18 protein-coding genes are annotated in these 15349 nt (G+C 67.9%); 10 read left to right on the forward strand and 8 right to left on the reverse strand.

Annotated features, from left to right (window positions below):
• Positions 1–3 precede the first annotated feature (3 nt).
• From WFK98_RS20765 to WFK98_RS20780, 4 genes are all read left to right on the forward strand, one after another.
• Positions 4–1512 (forward strand): sugar ABC transporter ATP-binding protein, encoded by a 1509-nt coding sequence (locus tag WFK98_RS20765; RefSeq protein WP_336801592.1) that lies wholly within the window; start codon positions 4–6, stop codon positions 1510–1512.
• Positions 1509–2480 (forward strand): ABC transporter permease, encoded by a 972-nt coding sequence (locus tag WFK98_RS20770; protein WP_266340200.1) that lies wholly within the window; start codon positions 1509–1511, stop codon positions 2478–2480. The genes WFK98_RS20765 and WFK98_RS20770 overlap by 4 nt, the downstream gene beginning before the upstream one ends.
• Positions 2477–3451 carry an ABC transporter permease gene (locus WFK98_RS20775; RefSeq protein WP_336801593.1) on the forward strand — a complete coding sequence of 325 codons (975 nt, stop codon included), beginning with the start codon at positions 2477–2479 and terminating at the stop codon, positions 3449–3451. The genes WFK98_RS20770 and WFK98_RS20775 overlap by 4 nt, the downstream gene beginning before the upstream one ends.
• A 154-nt stretch (positions 3452–3605) precedes the next feature.
• A complete protein-coding gene (locus WFK98_RS20780) occupies positions 3606–3848 on the forward strand; it encodes a hypothetical protein (RefSeq protein ID WP_266340202.1) in 243 nt (80 codons plus the stop codon).
• Positions 3849–4064: 216 nt separating this feature from the next.
• Here the strand turns inward: WFK98_RS20780 and WFK98_RS20785 are convergent, their stop codons facing one another.
• Positions 4065–5333, reverse strand: a complete 1269-nt coding sequence (locus tag WFK98_RS20785) for a D-amino acid dehydrogenase (protein WP_336801594.1) — start codon at positions 5331–5333, stop codon at positions 4065–4067.
• The gene (gene alr, locus WFK98_RS20790) at positions 5330–6490 is read right to left on the reverse strand and encodes an alanine racemase (protein WP_336801595.1); all 1161 of its coding nucleotides are present in this window, start codon (positions 6488–6490) and stop codon (positions 5330–5332) included. Before alr ends, WFK98_RS20785 begins: the two co-directional genes overlap by 4 nt.
• Positions 6491–6620: 130 nt before the next feature.
• Between alr and WFK98_RS20795 the strand changes: the two genes are divergently transcribed.
• Positions 6621–7076 (forward strand): Lrp/AsnC family transcriptional regulator, encoded by a 456-nt coding sequence (locus WFK98_RS20795; RefSeq protein WP_266340205.1) that lies wholly within the window; start codon positions 6621–6623, stop codon positions 7074–7076.
• A gap of 106 nt (positions 7077–7182) precedes the next feature.
• On the opposite strand, the gene WFK98_RS20800 is transcribed toward WFK98_RS20795, so the two are convergent.
• Entirely contained in the window at positions 7183–7590 is a 408-nt protein-coding gene (locus tag WFK98_RS20800; RefSeq protein WP_336801974.1) for a general stress protein, read from the reverse strand.
• Here WFK98_RS20800 and ykgO point away from each other — a divergent pair.
• Both ykgO and WFK98_RS20810 read left to right on the forward strand, forming a co-directional pair.
• Entirely contained in the window at positions 7589–7714 is a 126-nt protein-coding gene (gene ykgO, locus WFK98_RS20805; protein WP_029076697.1) for a type B 50S ribosomal protein L36, read from the forward strand. The two genes, WFK98_RS20800 and ykgO, sit on opposite strands and share 2 nt — an antisense overlap.
• A 201-nt stretch (positions 7715–7915) precedes the next feature.
• Positions 7916–8380: a tetratricopeptide repeat protein gene (locus WFK98_RS20810; protein ID WP_266340206.1), complete on the forward strand. Its 465-nt coding sequence runs from the start codon at positions 7916–7918 to the stop codon at positions 8378–8380.
• Between the two features lie 151 nt (positions 8381–8531).
• On the opposite strand, the gene pyk is transcribed toward WFK98_RS20810, so the two are convergent.
• The 3 genes from pyk to WFK98_RS20825 are packed head-to-tail and all read right to left on the reverse strand — an operon-like array spanning position 8532 to position 11533.
• The gene (pyk, locus tag WFK98_RS20815; protein ID WP_266340207.1) at positions 8532–9971 is read right to left on the reverse strand and encodes a pyruvate kinase; all 1440 of its coding nucleotides are present in this window, start codon (positions 9969–9971) and stop codon (positions 8532–8534) included.
• Positions 9968–10576, reverse strand: coding sequence for a DUF1036 domain-containing protein (locus tag WFK98_RS20820; RefSeq protein WP_336801596.1), 609 nt, complete (start codon positions 10574–10576; stop codon positions 9968–9970). Before WFK98_RS20820 ends, pyk begins: the two co-directional genes overlap by 4 nt.
• Before the next feature lie 51 nt (positions 10577–10627).
• Entirely contained in the window at positions 10628–11533 is a 906-nt protein-coding gene (locus WFK98_RS20825) for a DMT family transporter (protein ID WP_336801597.1), read from the reverse strand.
• Between the two features lie 69 nt (positions 11534–11602).
• Here WFK98_RS20825 and WFK98_RS20830 point away from each other — a divergent pair, with 69 nt between their 5' ends.
• The 3 genes from WFK98_RS20830 (at position 11603) to WFK98_RS20840 (ending at position 13121) form a co-directional block, all read left to right on the forward strand.
• On the forward strand, positions 11603–12430 hold the full coding sequence (locus WFK98_RS20830; RefSeq protein WP_266340209.1) for an N-formylglutamate amidohydrolase: 828 nt from the start codon (positions 11603–11605) through the stop codon (positions 12428–12430).
• 32 nt (positions 12431–12462) lie between these two features.
• The gene (locus tag WFK98_RS20835) at positions 12463–12780 is read left to right on the forward strand and encodes a DUF1244 domain-containing protein (protein WP_266340210.1); all 318 of its coding nucleotides are present in this window, start codon (positions 12463–12465) and stop codon (positions 12778–12780) included.
• 89 nt (positions 12781–12869) lie between these two features.
• On the forward strand, positions 12870–13121 hold the full coding sequence (locus tag WFK98_RS20840; RefSeq protein WP_029076691.1) for a DUF2312 domain-containing protein: 252 nt from the start codon (positions 12870–12872) through the stop codon (positions 13119–13121).
• Between the two features lie 72 nt (positions 13122–13193).
• Here the strand turns inward: WFK98_RS20840 and WFK98_RS20845 are convergent, their stop codons facing one another.
• Both WFK98_RS20845 and WFK98_RS20850 read right to left on the reverse strand, forming a co-directional pair.
• Positions 13194–13367, reverse strand: coding sequence for a hypothetical protein (locus WFK98_RS20845; protein ID WP_336801598.1), 174 nt, complete (start codon positions 13365–13367; stop codon positions 13194–13196).
• Between the two features lie 302 nt (positions 13368–13669).
• A complete protein-coding gene (locus WFK98_RS20850) occupies positions 13670–15328 on the reverse strand; it encodes a DUF882 domain-containing protein (protein WP_266340343.1) in 1659 nt (552 codons plus the stop codon).
• Positions 15329–15349 lie beyond the last annotated feature (21 nt).

A 15349-nucleotide genomic window follows, 5' to 3' on the forward strand; every position in this document is an offset into this window, starting at 1 on the left:
CTCGTGGCATCGCCCGCTCCCATCCTCGCCGCGCGCGGGGTGTCGAAGGCGTTCTTCGGCAACCCCGTCCTGCGGACCGTTTCCATTGCCCTCATGCCGGGCCGCGTCCATGCGCTGCTCGGCGAGAATGGCGCGGGCAAGTCCACGCTGATCAATCTGCTGTCCGGCGCGCTGCGTCCGGACAGCGGAGAAATCGAGATCGACGGCAGGGCGGTCGCCCGCCACAGCCCGGCGGATGCGCGCCGGGCCGGGATCGCCGTCGTGCAGCAGGAGCTGAGCCTGACCGGCTCGTTGTCGATCGCCGAGAATATCGGTCTCGGCGACTATCCGCGCCGGTTCGGGCTGGTGGACTATGCGGCGCTCGCGGCGCGGGCGAAGGCGGCCTGCGATCTCGTCGGCCTCGACGAGCCGCTGGCGACGCCGGTCGGCGAGCTGTCGCTCGGCCGCCGGCAGATGGTCGAGATCGCCAAGGCGCTCTATCGCAAGCCGCGCGTGCTCATCCTCGACGAGCCGACCTCGTCGCTCTCCGCCACCGAGACGCGCATCCTCACCGCGCTGCTGGAAAGGCTGCGCGGCGAGGGCATCGCCATTCTCTATATCTCGCACCGCCTCGACGAGGTGATGCAGCTCTGCCAGCACGTCACCGTGCTGAAGGATGGCACCTGCACCGCCGATCGGCCGCTCGAGGGCGTCAACGCGGCCGGGCTGGTGCGGCTGATGGTCGGGCGCGATCCCGGCGACCTGTTTCCGCGCTGGGACAGCACGCGGACGGAGCGGACAGCGATCGCCGTCCGTCGGTTCTCGGCCGGCCTCATGCGCGACGTCGATCTCGAGGTCCGCGCCGGCGAGGTCGTCGGCATTGGCGGCCTGGTCGGACAGGGGCAGGAGGACCTGCTGCTCGGCCTCTATGGCGCCATTCCGGCGAAGGTCGAATCCGCCACGCTGAACGGCGCCGCCAGCCTTCCCGCCGCCGTGCCCGAGGCCAACCAGCGCGGCCTCGCCTATGTGCCGGCCGATCGCAAGCGCGAGGGCCTGCACCTGATCCATCCGATCCTGACCAATCTGATGCTGCCTTCCTTCGCCCGCATGCCGGCGCTGAAGCTGCGCAGCCGCGCCAGCGAGCGGGAAACCGCCATGGGGCTGGCCCTGCAATTCGCCATCAAGGGCGATCTCGGCCGCGCCGCGCAGGCGCTTTCCGGCGGCAACCAGCAGAAGGTCGCGCTGGCGAAATGGATGCCGCTCGACCCGTCCGTGCTGCTCCTCAACGATCCGACGCGCGGCGTCGACGTCGAAACCAAGCGGGAGATCTACGCGATGCTTCGCGCCTTCGCGGCCTCCGGCAAGACTGTCGTCCTGCTGAGCTCGGATACGCCGGAGCTGGTGCATCTCTGCGACCGCGTCGCGGTGGTGCGCGAGGGGCGGATCGCGGCGCTGCTCGAACGCGGCGCGCTGAGCGAGGAGGCGATCGTCGCCGCCGCCATGGGCGCCGAGCGCGAGAGGCACGCGGCATGAGCAATGCGAGCGTCTCTCCGCGCGCCCCTTCCGGCTCGCTCTATTGGGCGATCCAGGCCAAGCGCAACATCGGCGTGCGCGGCCTGTTCCTCGTCGTGCTGGCCTTCCTCGTCGCCTATGGCCTGCTTTTCCACGGCCTTTTCACCGGCTCGGGCTTCGCCAAGTTCACCCAGAGCTGGTTCCCGCTCGCCCTCGTCGCCATGGCGCAGGCGATCCTGATGCTGACCGGCGGCATCAGCCTGGCGATCGGCGCGCTGGTCAGCCTCGGCGCCGTGCTCGCCGCCACCACCATGACCGGGCCGCTCGGCGTCGCCGGCGGCGCGGCCCTCGTCTGTCTCGCCGGCTTCGGCATCGGCGCCGCGACGGGCATCATCGTCGTCCGCCTGCGCCTGCCGGCGATCGTCGTGACGCTGGCCGGATCCTTCATCATCGCCGGCGCGGCGCTCCTGGTGCTGCCGCGGCCGGGCGGCGCGATGCCGCCCTGGCTGTCGGACCTGCTCGCCGGCAATACGCCCGCCGCCTTCGGCCTGCTGGTGGTGATCGTCCTGCTCTGGAAGCTCTATCTGGCGACGCCGCTCGGCCTCAGCCTCTATGCGGCCGGCGAGAATCCGGTGGGCGCTTATCGCTCCGGCGTGCCGGTCGATGCCGCCCGTATCCTGGCCTACGCCATCAGCGGCCTGCTCTGCACCGGGGCTGGCCTGTTCGTCGCCGCGCAGACCGGCTCGGGCGATCCGATCATCGGCAACTCGTTCACGCTGAACTCGATCGCCGCCGCCGTGCTCGGCGGCATCGGCTTCCTCGGCGGCCAGGGCACCATGCGCGGCGCGCTCGCCGGCAGCCTGCTGCTCAGCCTGATGATCTCGGTCATGTTCTTCCTCGGCTTCACGCCGGTGGCGCAATATGTGGCGCAGGGCCTGATCATCATCGGCGCCGTCGCCATCCCGCAGTTCCGCATGAGGGCCCGATGAGCATTCGCGACGCCGGACTTCTGTCCCGATCCCGCATTCTCGCGGTCGTCACCAGCCGGCCGTTCCTGACCTTCGCCATCGTGGCCCTGGTCTGGATCGTCGCCAGCTTCGTCTCGCGCGGCTTCGGCGCCTATGGCCATCTGCGCTACCTGGTCGAGCTCGCCGCCGTCATCGGCATCGTCGCGGCGGGCCAGACCTTCGTGGTGATCGCGGGCGGCATCGATCTCTCGGTCGCGGCGATCGTCACCGTCGCCGCCGTCGGCCTGCCGCTCTTCGCCATCGACGCCGACCCGACCGGGCTGACGCCGATCCTCGCCGTGCTGGCGATGACCACCGTGATCGGCCTCGTCAACGGGCTCGGCGTGGCGCTGCTCCGCGTGCATCCGATGATCATGACGCTCGCCATGGCGACGTTCCTGCAGGGCCTGCTGATCATCATCGCCGGCGGCAGCGCCGTCACCGCTTCCAATCCGCTGGTAAGCTGGGTCGGCAATGCGCGGCCGTTCGGGGTGCCAGCCGGCATCCTCGTCTGGGTCGTCGTCTCGGTCGTCGTGCTGGTGGTGATGCATGCGACGCCGTTCGGCGCGCGATTGTTCGCCATGGGGGCCGGGCCGCTCGCCGCCAAGCTCTCCGGTGTGCCGATCGCCACGACGACGATGGCGGTCTACGGCATCAGCGGCTTCATGGCGGGCCTTGCCGGCATCCTCGTGCTCGGCATGAACGGCCAGGGCTATGTCGGCATCGGCGACCCGTATCTGCTCGCCTCGATCGCCGCCGTCGTGCTCGGCGGCACCTCGATCCTCGGCGGCCTCGGCACCTACGCCGGGTCGATTCCGGGCGCCATCCTGCTGGTCACGATCACGGCGCTGATCACCGTCGTCAACGCCTCGCCGGGCTGGCGCAGCATCCTGTTCGGGACTCTGATTCTGGCGTTGCTGCTGCTCTCCGGCCGCGAGGCGGCGCGGCGATAGATCCACGCCATTCGCGCCCGCCGAAGCGAGGCCGAATCGTCGCAGCGACACCTGCCCGACGTTGCCTTTCCCTCCCTGCGCGCCAGTTATCTGGAGTGTCGGCATGGTGTCGCGCATCTGCGCTCGACCGCCGCGCCGGACAATGGAGGACATCATGAGCAGGCATCTTGCTTTGGCCGCCGCTTCGGCGATGGCGCTTTTCGCCTTGACCGCCGCCGCGCCGATGGCGTCGGCGACAACCGAACATGGCCTGACCTGCAAGTCGGGCATGGAGCCGATGCGGGTAATGGAGAAGGGGCGGCATGTCTGGCGGTGCGAGCCGATGAAGGGCCACACGACGATGAAGTCGCATCCGTCGACGATGGGCACCGGCTCGAGCGGTGGAACCAGCTACTAGCGCGCCAGTCGCGCACTCCCTAGCGGTTCGCGCGGCATAGGTCGGCGTGAACCGGCCCAGACGCCGGGCCCTTCGGTCGGGTTTCTCGACGGAGCCCCCGGCGTCGGCGCCGCGGCGTCGGAATGAACAGGCATTCGCCGCCGCCGGCATGGCCCATCGGGCATTGGGGACGGCGCGGGCAAATCCCGACCGTCCCGAGCCGGGCCGCCCGTTTCGTCAGGCGGCCTTGCGGGCGTCGTAGCGCTGGATCCCGAGATCGTCGGACTGGATGTCGGGCTTGCGGCCGCCGATGAGGTCGGCGAGCAGCCGGCCCGATCCGCATGCCATGGTCCAGCCCAGCGTGCCATGGCCGGTATTCAGATAGAGATTGGCGTAATCGGTCCGGCCGATGACCGGGGTGCCGTCCGGCGTCATCGGGCGCAGTCCGGTCCAGAAGGTCGCCTTCGACTGGTCGCCGGCGCCGCCGAACAGATCCTCGACCGAATAGACCAGCGTCGCCTTGCGCGAGGGCGGCAGGTCGCGGTTGAAGCCGGCGATCTCGGCCATGCCGCCGACGCGGATGCGGTCGCCGAGCCGGGTGATGGCGATCTTGTAGGTCTCGTCCATCACCGTCGAGACCGGCGCGCGCGTCTCGTCGACGATCGGCACGGTGATCGAGTAGCCCTTGACCGGATAGACCGGCACGCGCAGGCCGAGCGGCTTCAGGAATTGCGGCGTGAAGCTGCCCATCGCCGCGACGAAGGCGTCGGCAATGACCTCGCCGCGCGAGGTCTTCACCGCGACGATGCGCTTGCCCTCGGTACGGACGCCGAGCAGGTCGACGCCATATTGGAACGTGACGCCGAGGGCTTCGGCGCGCTTCGCCAGTTCGTTGGTGAACTTGAAGCAGTCGCCCGTCTCGTCATGCGGCAGTTGCAGGCCGCCGACGATCTTCTCCCGGACATGCGCCAGGCCCGGCTCCGCCGCGATGCAGCCCGCCGGATCGAGCACGGAGAAGGGGACGCCGTCGCTCTTCAGCACGGCGATGTCCTTGCCGATGCCGTCCAGCTGCTTCTGGGTGCGGAACAATTGCAGCGTGCCCCTGGCGCGGCCGTCATATTCGATGCCGATCTCGTTCCGCAGATCGATCAGGCAATCGCGCGAATATTCGGCGAGCCGCACCATCCGGCTCTTGTTGACCGCATAGCGCGCCGAGGTGCAGTTGCCGAGCATGGCGATCACCCAACGCCAGGTGTCGGCGTCGAGCATCGGCTGGATGATCAGCGGCGCATACTTCATGAACACCCACTTCACCGCCTTCTGCGGGATACCGGGGGCGGCCCAGGGCGAAGAATAGCCGGGCGAGATCTCGCCGGCATTGGCGAAGCTGGTTTCCAGCGCCGGGCCCGGCTGGCGGTCGATGACCGTGACCCGGTGGCCCGCCTTGGCGAGATAATAGGCCGAGGTCACGCCGATGACGCCGGCGCCGAGAATGGTGATCTTCATGATTGCCCCTGTCCGCTCGCGCGGCTTGCCGGAAATGCGTAGTGCCGATGGTAGCGCTGACCGAGAGCGGTCAGGATTTCGTAGGAAATGGTGCCGGCGTCGCTGGCGATTGCGTCCAGCGTCTGGCTGGGGCCGATCAGCTCGACCAGCGCGCCGGGGGGGAGCGCCGCCGGCAGCGCCGTGACATCGACCATCAGGCTGTCCATCGACACGCGGCCGAGGATCGGAAGGCGCACGCCGTCGAACCAAGCGGCGCCGCGATTGCTGAGCGAGCGCGGCAGGCCGTCGGCATAGCCGGCCGCCAGCGTGGCGATGCGCGTCTCGCCCGTCGTTACATGGGTGCCGCCATAGCCGACCGCCGTGCCGGCAGGGACGGTGCGGGTCTGGATGACGCGGACGTCGAGGCGGACGACCGGCCGCATCGGATGGCCGGCCACCGTCGGGGCGCCACCATAGAGCGCGATGCCCGGCCGGGCGAGGGCGCCGCGATAATCGGGGCCGAGAAACACGCCGGCGGAATTGGCGAAGGAAACGGGCAGGCCGGGAAAGAAGGCGCTTGCCGCCTGCATGACGGACAGTTGCGTCGGGCTCGCCTCGTGTCCCGGCTGGTCGGCGCAGGCGAGGTGGCTCATGATCATCGTCAATCGGATGCCGGAAAGCGCGGCCGGGTCGGCGGCGAGCGCCTGCAATTCGGCGAGCGAAAGGCCGAGACGGGCCATGCCGGTATCGACCTGCAGCACAGCTTCGAGCGTCACGGCGCGAGCGATGGCGAGAGCCGACCAACGTTGCACCTGGTCGAGCGAGTTCAGTACGGGAATGGCGCCGATATTGGCGCAGACGGTTTCGCCGCCCGGTAGCAGGCCGTTCAGCACATAGAGCCGGGAATCGCGCGGGCGGATGGCGGCGAGCCGACGCGCCTCGATGAGATGGGCGACGAAGAAGTCGCGGCAGCCGGCTTCGTGGAGCACCGGAACGACGCGGGCGGCGCCGAGGCCATAGGCGTCCGCCTTGACCACGGCCGCGACGCGCGTCGGCGCGGCGGTCTGGCAGAGGATCCGGTAGTTTTCGGCAAGCGCCGCGAGGTCGATTGTCAGCACGCCGCCTGCCGCGGCCTCGTCGGCGCCAATCCTGGTTTCCAGCCTGACAGTCTCGTTCATGGCGCGTCCGATCCCTCTCGCTGGAAATCAGCATATTGCTTCATCGTGCGAACTTCCGATCGAAACGCGCATGATGATGCGATAGAGTTATGACAATCGATCGTTTCTTCGAATGGTTGGAATAATCTGCATGTCGGGCCTGGACGCCATCGACCGCAACATCATCCGCCTGCTGCGCCTCAATGCCCGGATGAGCAACGCCAAGCTGGCCGAGGCGGTCGGGCTGTCGGCTTCCGCCTGCCTGCGCCGGGTCAATATCCTGGAGCAGACGGGCGTCATCCGCGGCTATACGGCGCTGGTCAGCACCGGGGCGGAGGAAGGGATCGCCGTCATCGTCCAGATCACGCTCGACAGGCAGACCGAGGAGTATCTGAACCGCTTCGAGGGGGCGGTGCGGAAATATCCCGAGATCCGGGAGTGCTTCCTGATGACCGGCGGTTCCGATTATTTCCTGCGCGTCGAGGTCGACAGCGCCGCCAATTTCGAGCGGGTGCACAAGGAGATCCTGTCGGCCCTGCCGGGCGTCGCCCGCATCCATTCGAGCTTCGCCATCCGCAACGTCCTGTCGTCGCGCCGGCCCGGCTAGTGGCCGCCATCCGATTCGGTCTCGGGCGCCGGAACGGGGCGCGCATGAAAAAAAGACCCGCCCGGGGAGGGGCGGGTCCAGGTCAGTGCCGCGGGGGCAGCGCGGTTCAGCGCTGGCCGCCCTTGTGCGGATCGCGATCCTTGTTCTGGGATCCCTGTTGAGGCGCCTTCTCGGACGCCTGGCTCTGCTGGCGCTGACCCGCCTGTTCGCCGCCCTTCTTGCCCATTTCGGAAGCTCGTTTCGGATCGTTGGCAAAATTGCCGGATCCGCCGCGTTGGTCTTTGTTGGGCATTTCACTTACTCCGATGAACCCCGTCCGGGTAACAAACCCTTCAGTGCGGCGATCGTTCCGAACTTTGCCGCATAACGTTAGGTCGCAGCCCGTATTCTCGGGATTCTGGCGCGTTCGTGTTGACAAGGTAGGGGTGCGCTGCCTATGGTCCGGCCGAATTTTCGAGCGGGCGCCTCTGGCGCTCGTGTCGTTCCTAGAACCCTTTCGCGAGCGTCGCGCCATGAAGATCAAGAACTCGCTCAAGTCCCTGCTCGGGCGCCACCGCGCCAACCGGCTCGTCCGCCGGAAGGGCCGTGTTTTCATCATCAACAAGGTCAATCCGCGCTTCAAGGCCCGTCAGGGCTGATTGGCGGGTGCGCCATTCCGCGCACCACCCGGATCCGATTTTGACGATGCCCGCATGAAGGCTTAAATTGCCACCATGCGGGCATTTGTCGTTTCGTTGCTTGTTTTCCTTGCGCTTTCGTCGGCGTCGCTTGCAGCGGCGCCGGGCGTTGGTGATTCCGCGTCGAAGGGCGATGGCCTCGCAGGTCAGAGCATCGACCAGTTGTTCACGTCGCTGGCCAAGCCCGGCGATGAAGCGAGCGGCTCGGCCGTCGAGGCCGAACTGGAGCGCCGCTGGCGCGATTCCGGCAGCGATACGATCGACTTGCTGATGCAGTGGGCGGCCGAGGCGATCGCCACCAAGGACTACCCTCGCGCCTTCGACTATCTCGATGCGGTCACGACCATGCGGCCCGACTACATCGAGGGCTGGAACCGTCGCGCCACGCTGTTCTTCCTGCAGGATGAGTATGGCAAGGCCATCTCCGACCTGGAGAAGGTGCTGGCGCTGGAGCCGCGCCATTTCGGCGCGCTCGCTGGCCTCGGCATGATCCTGAACGACATCGACCGCAAGAAGGAAGCGCTGCTGGCGCTGAAGAAGGCGATCGCCATCGATCCCTATCTGGACGATCAGGTCCGCGACGCCATCAAGACACTCGAGCCGCAGATCGACGGCCGCGAGATCTAGTCTCTCTCTCGACCACACCACGGATGCCTGCGGCCGTCTTCGGCGGGTATTCTTGCGCGCGGCTGCGCCGCGTTCCGGGAAAAGGAAAAGGGCGCGCCGCGTGGCGCGCCCTTCGAGATCAGCCGCCCGCTCCGCAGAGCGGGGAAAGGCCTCAGCGGCGGCCTTCTTCCGCGCCGGTGCCGACATAGGCGATGCGCAGCATGTTGGTCGCGCCCGGCGTGCGCAGCGGCACGCCGGCGGTGATGATGATCCGGTCGCCGGGCTTTGCGAACTCCTCGCGATGGGCGATGAAGCAGGCGCGGTTCACCATGTCGTCGAGGTTGTAGGCATCGTCGCTGACGACGCAGTGCAGGCCCCAGACGACCGACAGGCGCCGTGCCGTCGAGACGATCGGCGACAGGGCGATGATCGGGGTCTGCGGCCGCTCGCGCGCGGCGCGCAGCCCGGTCGAGCCGGACGCCGTGTAGCAGCAGATGGCGGCGAGGTTCAGCGTCTCGGCGATCTGGCGCGCGGCGGCCGAGATCGCGTCGGCGCCGGTCGCCTCCGGCTCGGTGCGCTGCGCGTGCATGATGTTCTTGTGGTTCGAATCGAGCTCCACCTGGGTGGCGATCCGGTCCATCGTCGCGACGGCGTCGATCGGGAAGGCGCCGGCGGCGGATTCGGCCGACAGCATGATCGCGTCGGCGCCCTCGTAGACGGCGGTGGCGACGTCCGACACTTCGGCGCGCGTCGGCACCGGCGCGGTGATCATCGATTCCAGCATCTGGGTGGCGACGACAACCGGCTTGCCGGCACGGCGGCAGGCGCGGGTGATCTGCTTCTGGATGCCGGGAACCTGCTCGAGCGGCATCTCGACGCCGAGGTCGCCGCGGGCGACCATCAGCGCGTCGGAGATCTCGATGATCTCGGCCAGGCGCTGCACGGCCTGCGGCTTTTCGATCTTCGACATGATGCCGGCGCGGCCGGCGGCGATCTTGCGCACTTCGGCGACGTCGTCCGGGCGCTGCACGAAGGACAGCGCGATCCAGTCGACATTGGCCTGCAGGGCGGCGTCGAGATCGGCGCGGTCCTTCTCGGTCAGCGCGCCGGTCTTGATCGTCGAATCCGGGACGCTGACGCCCTTGCGGTCGGAGAGCTTGGTGCCGACTTCGACGGTGGTGAGGGCGCTGGTGCCGTTGGTCGAGATGACGCGCAGGCGAACCTTGCCGTCGTCGATCAGCAGGCGATGGCCCGGCTCGAGCGCCTCGAGGATTTCGGGGTGCGGCAGGAACACGCGCCCGGTGGTGCCGGGGGCCGGGTCGCTGTCGAGCGTGAAGTTCTGGCCGACGGTGATGTCGACAGCCTTGTCGGCAAACGTACCCAGGCGGAGCTTGGGGCCCTGGAGGTCGGCGAGGATGCCGATCGGCCGGCCGACTTCGGATTCGACGCTGCGGATGATGCGCACGAGGTCGTTCAGCTTGTCATGGCTCGTATGGCTCATGTTGATGCGGAACACGTCGGCGCCGGCCCGGAACAGGGCCTCGATCATCTTCTTGTCGGAAGAGGCAGGACCCAGGGTCGCGAGAATCTTGACCTTACGCGACCGTCTCATTTGTGCTGCGCTCCTTGCTGTGCGGGTTCGTTGAGCTGGATCGTCCAGCTGGTTTGTTCGCCGGTGTCGACTTCGAAGAAACCGGAACGGTTAAAACCACGAGGCACGCAATCTTCGGTGCCCTCAATGGTAAACATTTTGTCTTTCGTGCACATCACGTATTTGCCGCTCCACTCGCCACCGTGGTCGTAGTCGACCGCATAGACGTAATAGTAGCGTGACACGAGGGTGCCGCTGACGAGGGTCTCGCAGCTATTGATCGGAACGTTCCACCAGCCTTCGGTGGTCCAGACCTTCTTGTCCTTGTAGCCGATGGCGACGCCGACACGACTGGGCGTCTTGTTGCACAGGCGCAAGTCCGCCTTGGCCGGCGCCGACTGCAGGAACAGGACCGCGAGCGCGCCCATGCCAGCGAGGAGGGCCGTGCGCGGCCAATGTCGAAGCTCGTATGATCGCATCGATGAGGTCGCGAACCGGTTGAGGCAGGAGGCAGCTTTATGACGCTGCGGCTTTCCGGCTGTCAACCTTGAGGCGAGGTGAGTTGCTGCTGGCAAGGCCCGTGTCCGATGCGGGCTGGCCGCCGTTTTCAGTCCGATGAATCGCATTTCTATGATCATCAAATTAAACACGGCGGCATGATGGCTGAAACCCCTTCGTCAACCGCGGCGTTGCGGCCGGGCGATGAAAATTCCGGCGAGGATCAGGGCGCCGCCCAGCATCTGGGGCAGCGAGACGGCCTCGCCGAGAAACAGCCAGCCCGCGACGGCGGCGGCGACCGCTTCCAGGAAGATTACCAGCGCTGAAAAAGCGGCGGGCAGATGGCCGAGCGCGAAGGCGAGCAGGCCCTGTCCGCCGGCGTGGCTGATGAAGGCGAGCCCGGCGAGCGACGCCGCGCTGTCGACCGTCGAGGGCAGGATGCGCGGCTCGACGACCATGGCGACGACCAAGAGCGCGGCGGCGGTGATCAGTGTCGACAGGAAGGTGATCTTGCCGGCCGAGGAACGGCGTCGCGCGGCGCGGACGGCGAGGAAATAGCCGCCGAAGAAGAACGAGGTGCAGATCCCGTAGAGGTCGCCGTCGAGATGCTCCGGCCGCATCTTCCAGCTGAGCCCGATCAGGAAGGTGGCGCCGAGCAGGCAGAGCGCCAGCCCCGCCAGCACGCTGCGGCCGACCCTCTCGCCGATGAAGAAGCCGGAGCCCAGCACCACCCAGACCGGCGCCATGGTGGCGAGGAAGGTGGCGTTGGCGACACTCGTCTTCAGGATGGCGAGGTGCCAGAACAGCAGGTCGCCGACGAACAGCGCGCCGGCCGCCAGGATCGCGCCATCGATCTTCCAGATCGAGGCGAGCGGCGTGCCGGAGCGGCGCGCTTCGAGCGCCGCCCAGGCGAACAGGATCGGCACCGCCCCGCCGACGCGCCAGAAGGCGCTCGCGAACGGACCGACATCCGCGAGGCGGACGAAGATCGGCGAGACGCCCATCGCCATCGCGCCCAGGACCAGGGCAGGCACGGCGAGAGCAGCGACGGAGGCGGGCGTCTGGGCGGCGGGCGAGGAGGACAAGGCGATCTCGATGGGGAAGGGGAGCACATTCCTATGGCAGCTCCTCGGCCGGGTCACTATCATTTAACCATGCATGACGCTTTAAATCCGACGCGGGCCATGGGCGGCGCGGCCGGGGCCGCCTTCGAGATCGTTCCGGGCGATGCCGCCGCCGGGCTGATCCTGCTCTGCGACCACGCCTCCAACCATGTGCCGTCCGAATATGGTTCGCTCGGCCTGCCGCCGTCCGAGTTCACGCGCCACATCGCCTATGACATCGGCGCCGAGGCGCTGACCCGCGCGCTCGCCGTTCGTTTCGGCGTTCCGGCGGTGCTGTCGCATTTCTCGCGGTTGCTGATCGACCCCAATCGCGGCCTCGACGATCCGACGCTGATCATGCGGCTTTCGGACGGCGCCGTGATCCCGCGTAACGCCCGGATCGACGCGGCCGAACGCGAGCATCGCATCGAGCGCTTCTACCGCCCCTATGATGACGCCGTGACGCGGACGATCGACGCCGGCATGACGACCGGACGGATCCCGATGATCCTGTCGATCCACAGTTTCACGCCGCTCTGGAAGGGCGTGCCGCGGCCCTGGCACGCCGGCATCCTCTGGGACGCCGATCCGCGCCTGGCGCAGCCGCTGATTGCCGGTCTCGCTGCCGATCCGGCCATCGTCGTCGGCGACAATGAGCCCTATCACGGGGCGCTGAAGGGCGACACGCTCTATCGCCACGCGACCCGGCGCGGCCTCGCCCATGCCCTGGTCGAGATTCGCCAGGACCTGATCGCCGATCCCGCCGGCGTCGCCGAATGGACGGACCGGCTTGCGAACGTGCTCGTCGATCTCAGAATCGGCGAGGCGCCGCACAAGGTGCAGTTCTTCGGCTCGCTCGCCGATTCCCGACCGACCTGACCGTCGTCCGTCCCATTTGAAGGCTTGCTGTCATGACCCAAACGGCCCCCGCTCTCGACCCGCAGACGACGACCGAACTCGAGGCGGCGGCGTTCCGCAGCCTTGTCGCGCATCTGCGCGAGCGCAGCGACGTGCAGAACATCGACCTGATGAATGTCGCGGGCTTCTGCCGAAACTGCCTCGCCAACTGGTATCGCGAGGCGGCCGAGGCGAAAGGCGTCGAGCTCTCCAAGGAAGCCTCGCGCGAGATCGTCTACGGCATGCCCTATGCGGAGTGGCAGAAGCTGAACCAGCGCGAGGCGACGGCGGCGCAAAAGGCGGCCTTCGAGACCAATCGTCCCGATCATTGACGCGTCGGCACATCCTCTGCGCACTTGACCCCTTCGGCTAAGTCGGGCACTCACGCTCGCCTGTCGCCAATCTTTTGAGGTTCCCCACCATGGCTGAAGATGAAGTCCAGGGCATAGCCGCTGCCCAGCTCAGGTCCATTGTCGAGCGGATCGAGCGGCTCGAGGAAGAGAAGAAGGCGATCGCCGACGACATCAAGGACGTCTACGGCGAAGCGAAGGCCAATGGCTACGACACCAAGGCGCTGCGCAAGATCGTGGCGCTGCGGAAGAAGGACGCCAACGAGCGTGAAGAGGAAGAGGCGATCCTCGAACTCTACAAGAACGCCCTCGGCATGGTCTGAGCGGCCGGGCTGCCTGACGGGTCGATCGGAGCGCCGCTCCGATCGGACGCCGTGGGCGGGCTCGCGGGAGGGCTACTTGCCCTTGTTGTCGGTCGGCAGGTGCTGGCCATAGGTGCGGTCGCGTTCGTCGCGCGTGCGCACCAGGTCCTCGTAGGCCTGCCGGGCTTCCGCCGACAGGGCGACCCGCTTGACTGGGGTCTTGGCCCGGCGGGGGGCCTTCTTGAAGCGGTCGTTGGTTTCGGTCATGGCGCTCGCTTCCTTGGTTGGGGGGCGCCCAAGGCTATATCAGCCCGCTGCGCGGATCGACAGGGTCCGCCGCCATTTTGACGCGGTCGTGACTGCCTCCCCGGCGCCGCCGGCGACCGACTTTCCCAACGTCCGGATCGAGCCCCTGTATCTCTCCAGCCGTCCGGTCACGACCGCGTCCGCAGGCGTGTTGCTTCGGCGCGTCCGCTTCGGGCGCCTCGCTCAAGTCGCTGCAACGGAAAAAGAAAAAGCGCCGCGGCTTGCCGCCGCGGCGCTCTTGCATGTCTTGAATTCCGGCGCGGTCAGCGCTTCAGGAAGGCCGTCCGTCCGATCGGGTCGAGCGAGGCGAATTCCTGCGTGCGGAGCTGATGCACCAGCGGGCCGGCGAAACGGTCGGTCCGGAGGCCTTCATACGCGATCCGTCCGAATCCGAGGCGGATCGAGCGCTCGGGCGCCGCGAACAGTTCCGGGCTGGAGAATGGCGTCGGCATCTGCAGGTTGGCGTAGTTGCGCTGGCGGGTCGAGCCGGCGCGGGTCACGAGCTCGATGGTCGACGCCTGGTAGGCGACCGGCATCAACCGGGCCAGCGGGTCGGCCGAGGCCGTGGTGGCGGCGTTCTGCAGGCCGTCGGCATTGCCGAGCGAGGCAAGCTTGGGCGCGCCGGTGGAAGACGCCCTGGCGACCGGCTTATTCGCGCGGCCGGCGACGATGGCGCCCGTGGCGGCGTCAATGTGGACCGTGGTGCTGTCGTCGACCGCGAGCGGCGCGGCATAGGCCATCATCGCGTCGCTGGCCGGCTTGCCCTTGCCGACGGCGTCGGCGATGGCGTCGGCGGCCGTGCCCGGGCGCTGCCCAGCGGTCTGGCCGCCGGCCTTCGCCGCGCTGGTCGCCTCGAGCGCCGCGAGCGTATCGGTGATGCCGCTGCCATAGGCCGGCGTCGGCTGCATGGGCGAAGCCTGCGGGATCGGCGCGACGCTGGCGAGAGCCATGACCGGGCGCACGACCGGCGAGCGGCGCGGTGCCGGTGGGAAAGCGTCTTCCGCGCCGGTATCGGCGACGGCGACGACGGTCTCCGCCTCGCGGTTGGGTGCGGGACGCGGCAGCGGCGCCGAGGCGGTCTCGAACGGGATCGCCTCGGCGTCCGGCTCGGCCGTCTTGGCGACGGCGGCGACCTGGACGGCATCGGCGTCGGCATCCACGGCCGGGGCCTTGCCCGGCTTCGGAGCCGGCGTCGCCGCGGCGGCCGGGATATCGTCCTCGTCGACGGAATCGTTGCCGACCAGGCGGCTGAGCCAGGACTTGCCCTTGCCGGACGAGGCGCTGGCCATCATGACGGAACCGCCGCCCGCCTTGCGGGCCTTGTAGGCGGCGAGCGCCTGCTCATAGCCGGGAAGCGGCCGGCCGTCGGACGGAATATGCAGCGTCTTGCCGTCCGGGAAGACCCGAACGAGCTGTTCGCGCGTCATCTTCGGCCAGTGACGGACGCTGCCCGTGTCCATGTGGACGAAGGGCGAGCCCGAGGTCGGATAGAAGCCGACGCCGCCGACCTGCATGCGGAGGCCGATGGCCCGCAGCTTGGGCAGTGGGACGTCCGGAATGAAGAAGTCCATCGCCTTGCCGAGCATGTGCTGGCTCTGCTTGGCGACGCCGCGGGAACGGGAGCGCAGCATGTTGTTGGTGGCCGGCGAACGATAGCCGCAGACGACGGTGATCGGAACGCGCGATCCGGACTGCTGGTACACTTCCCAGATCAGGTCGAAAAGCTGCGGATCCATCTTGGTCGGCTCGTTCTTGCGCCAGTCGCGCAGGAACACGTTGAGCTGCTTCAGGCCGGCCGGATCGTATCGGCCGTTGCGCTTGAAGACGATGGTCGCGGTTTCGTTGGTGTGGGCGTTGTGGAGCTTCAGCGCGCGGTCGCCCGCTGCAGCTCCAGCTTCGTCCAGTGACGCCGTGACGACCATTGAGCCGGCAACGACGGTTGT

Source organism: Kaistia sp. MMO-174 (genome assembly GCF_037147815.1).
Lineage (GTDB): Bacteria > Pseudomonadota > Alphaproteobacteria > Rhizobiales > Kaistiaceae > Kaistia > Kaistia nematophila.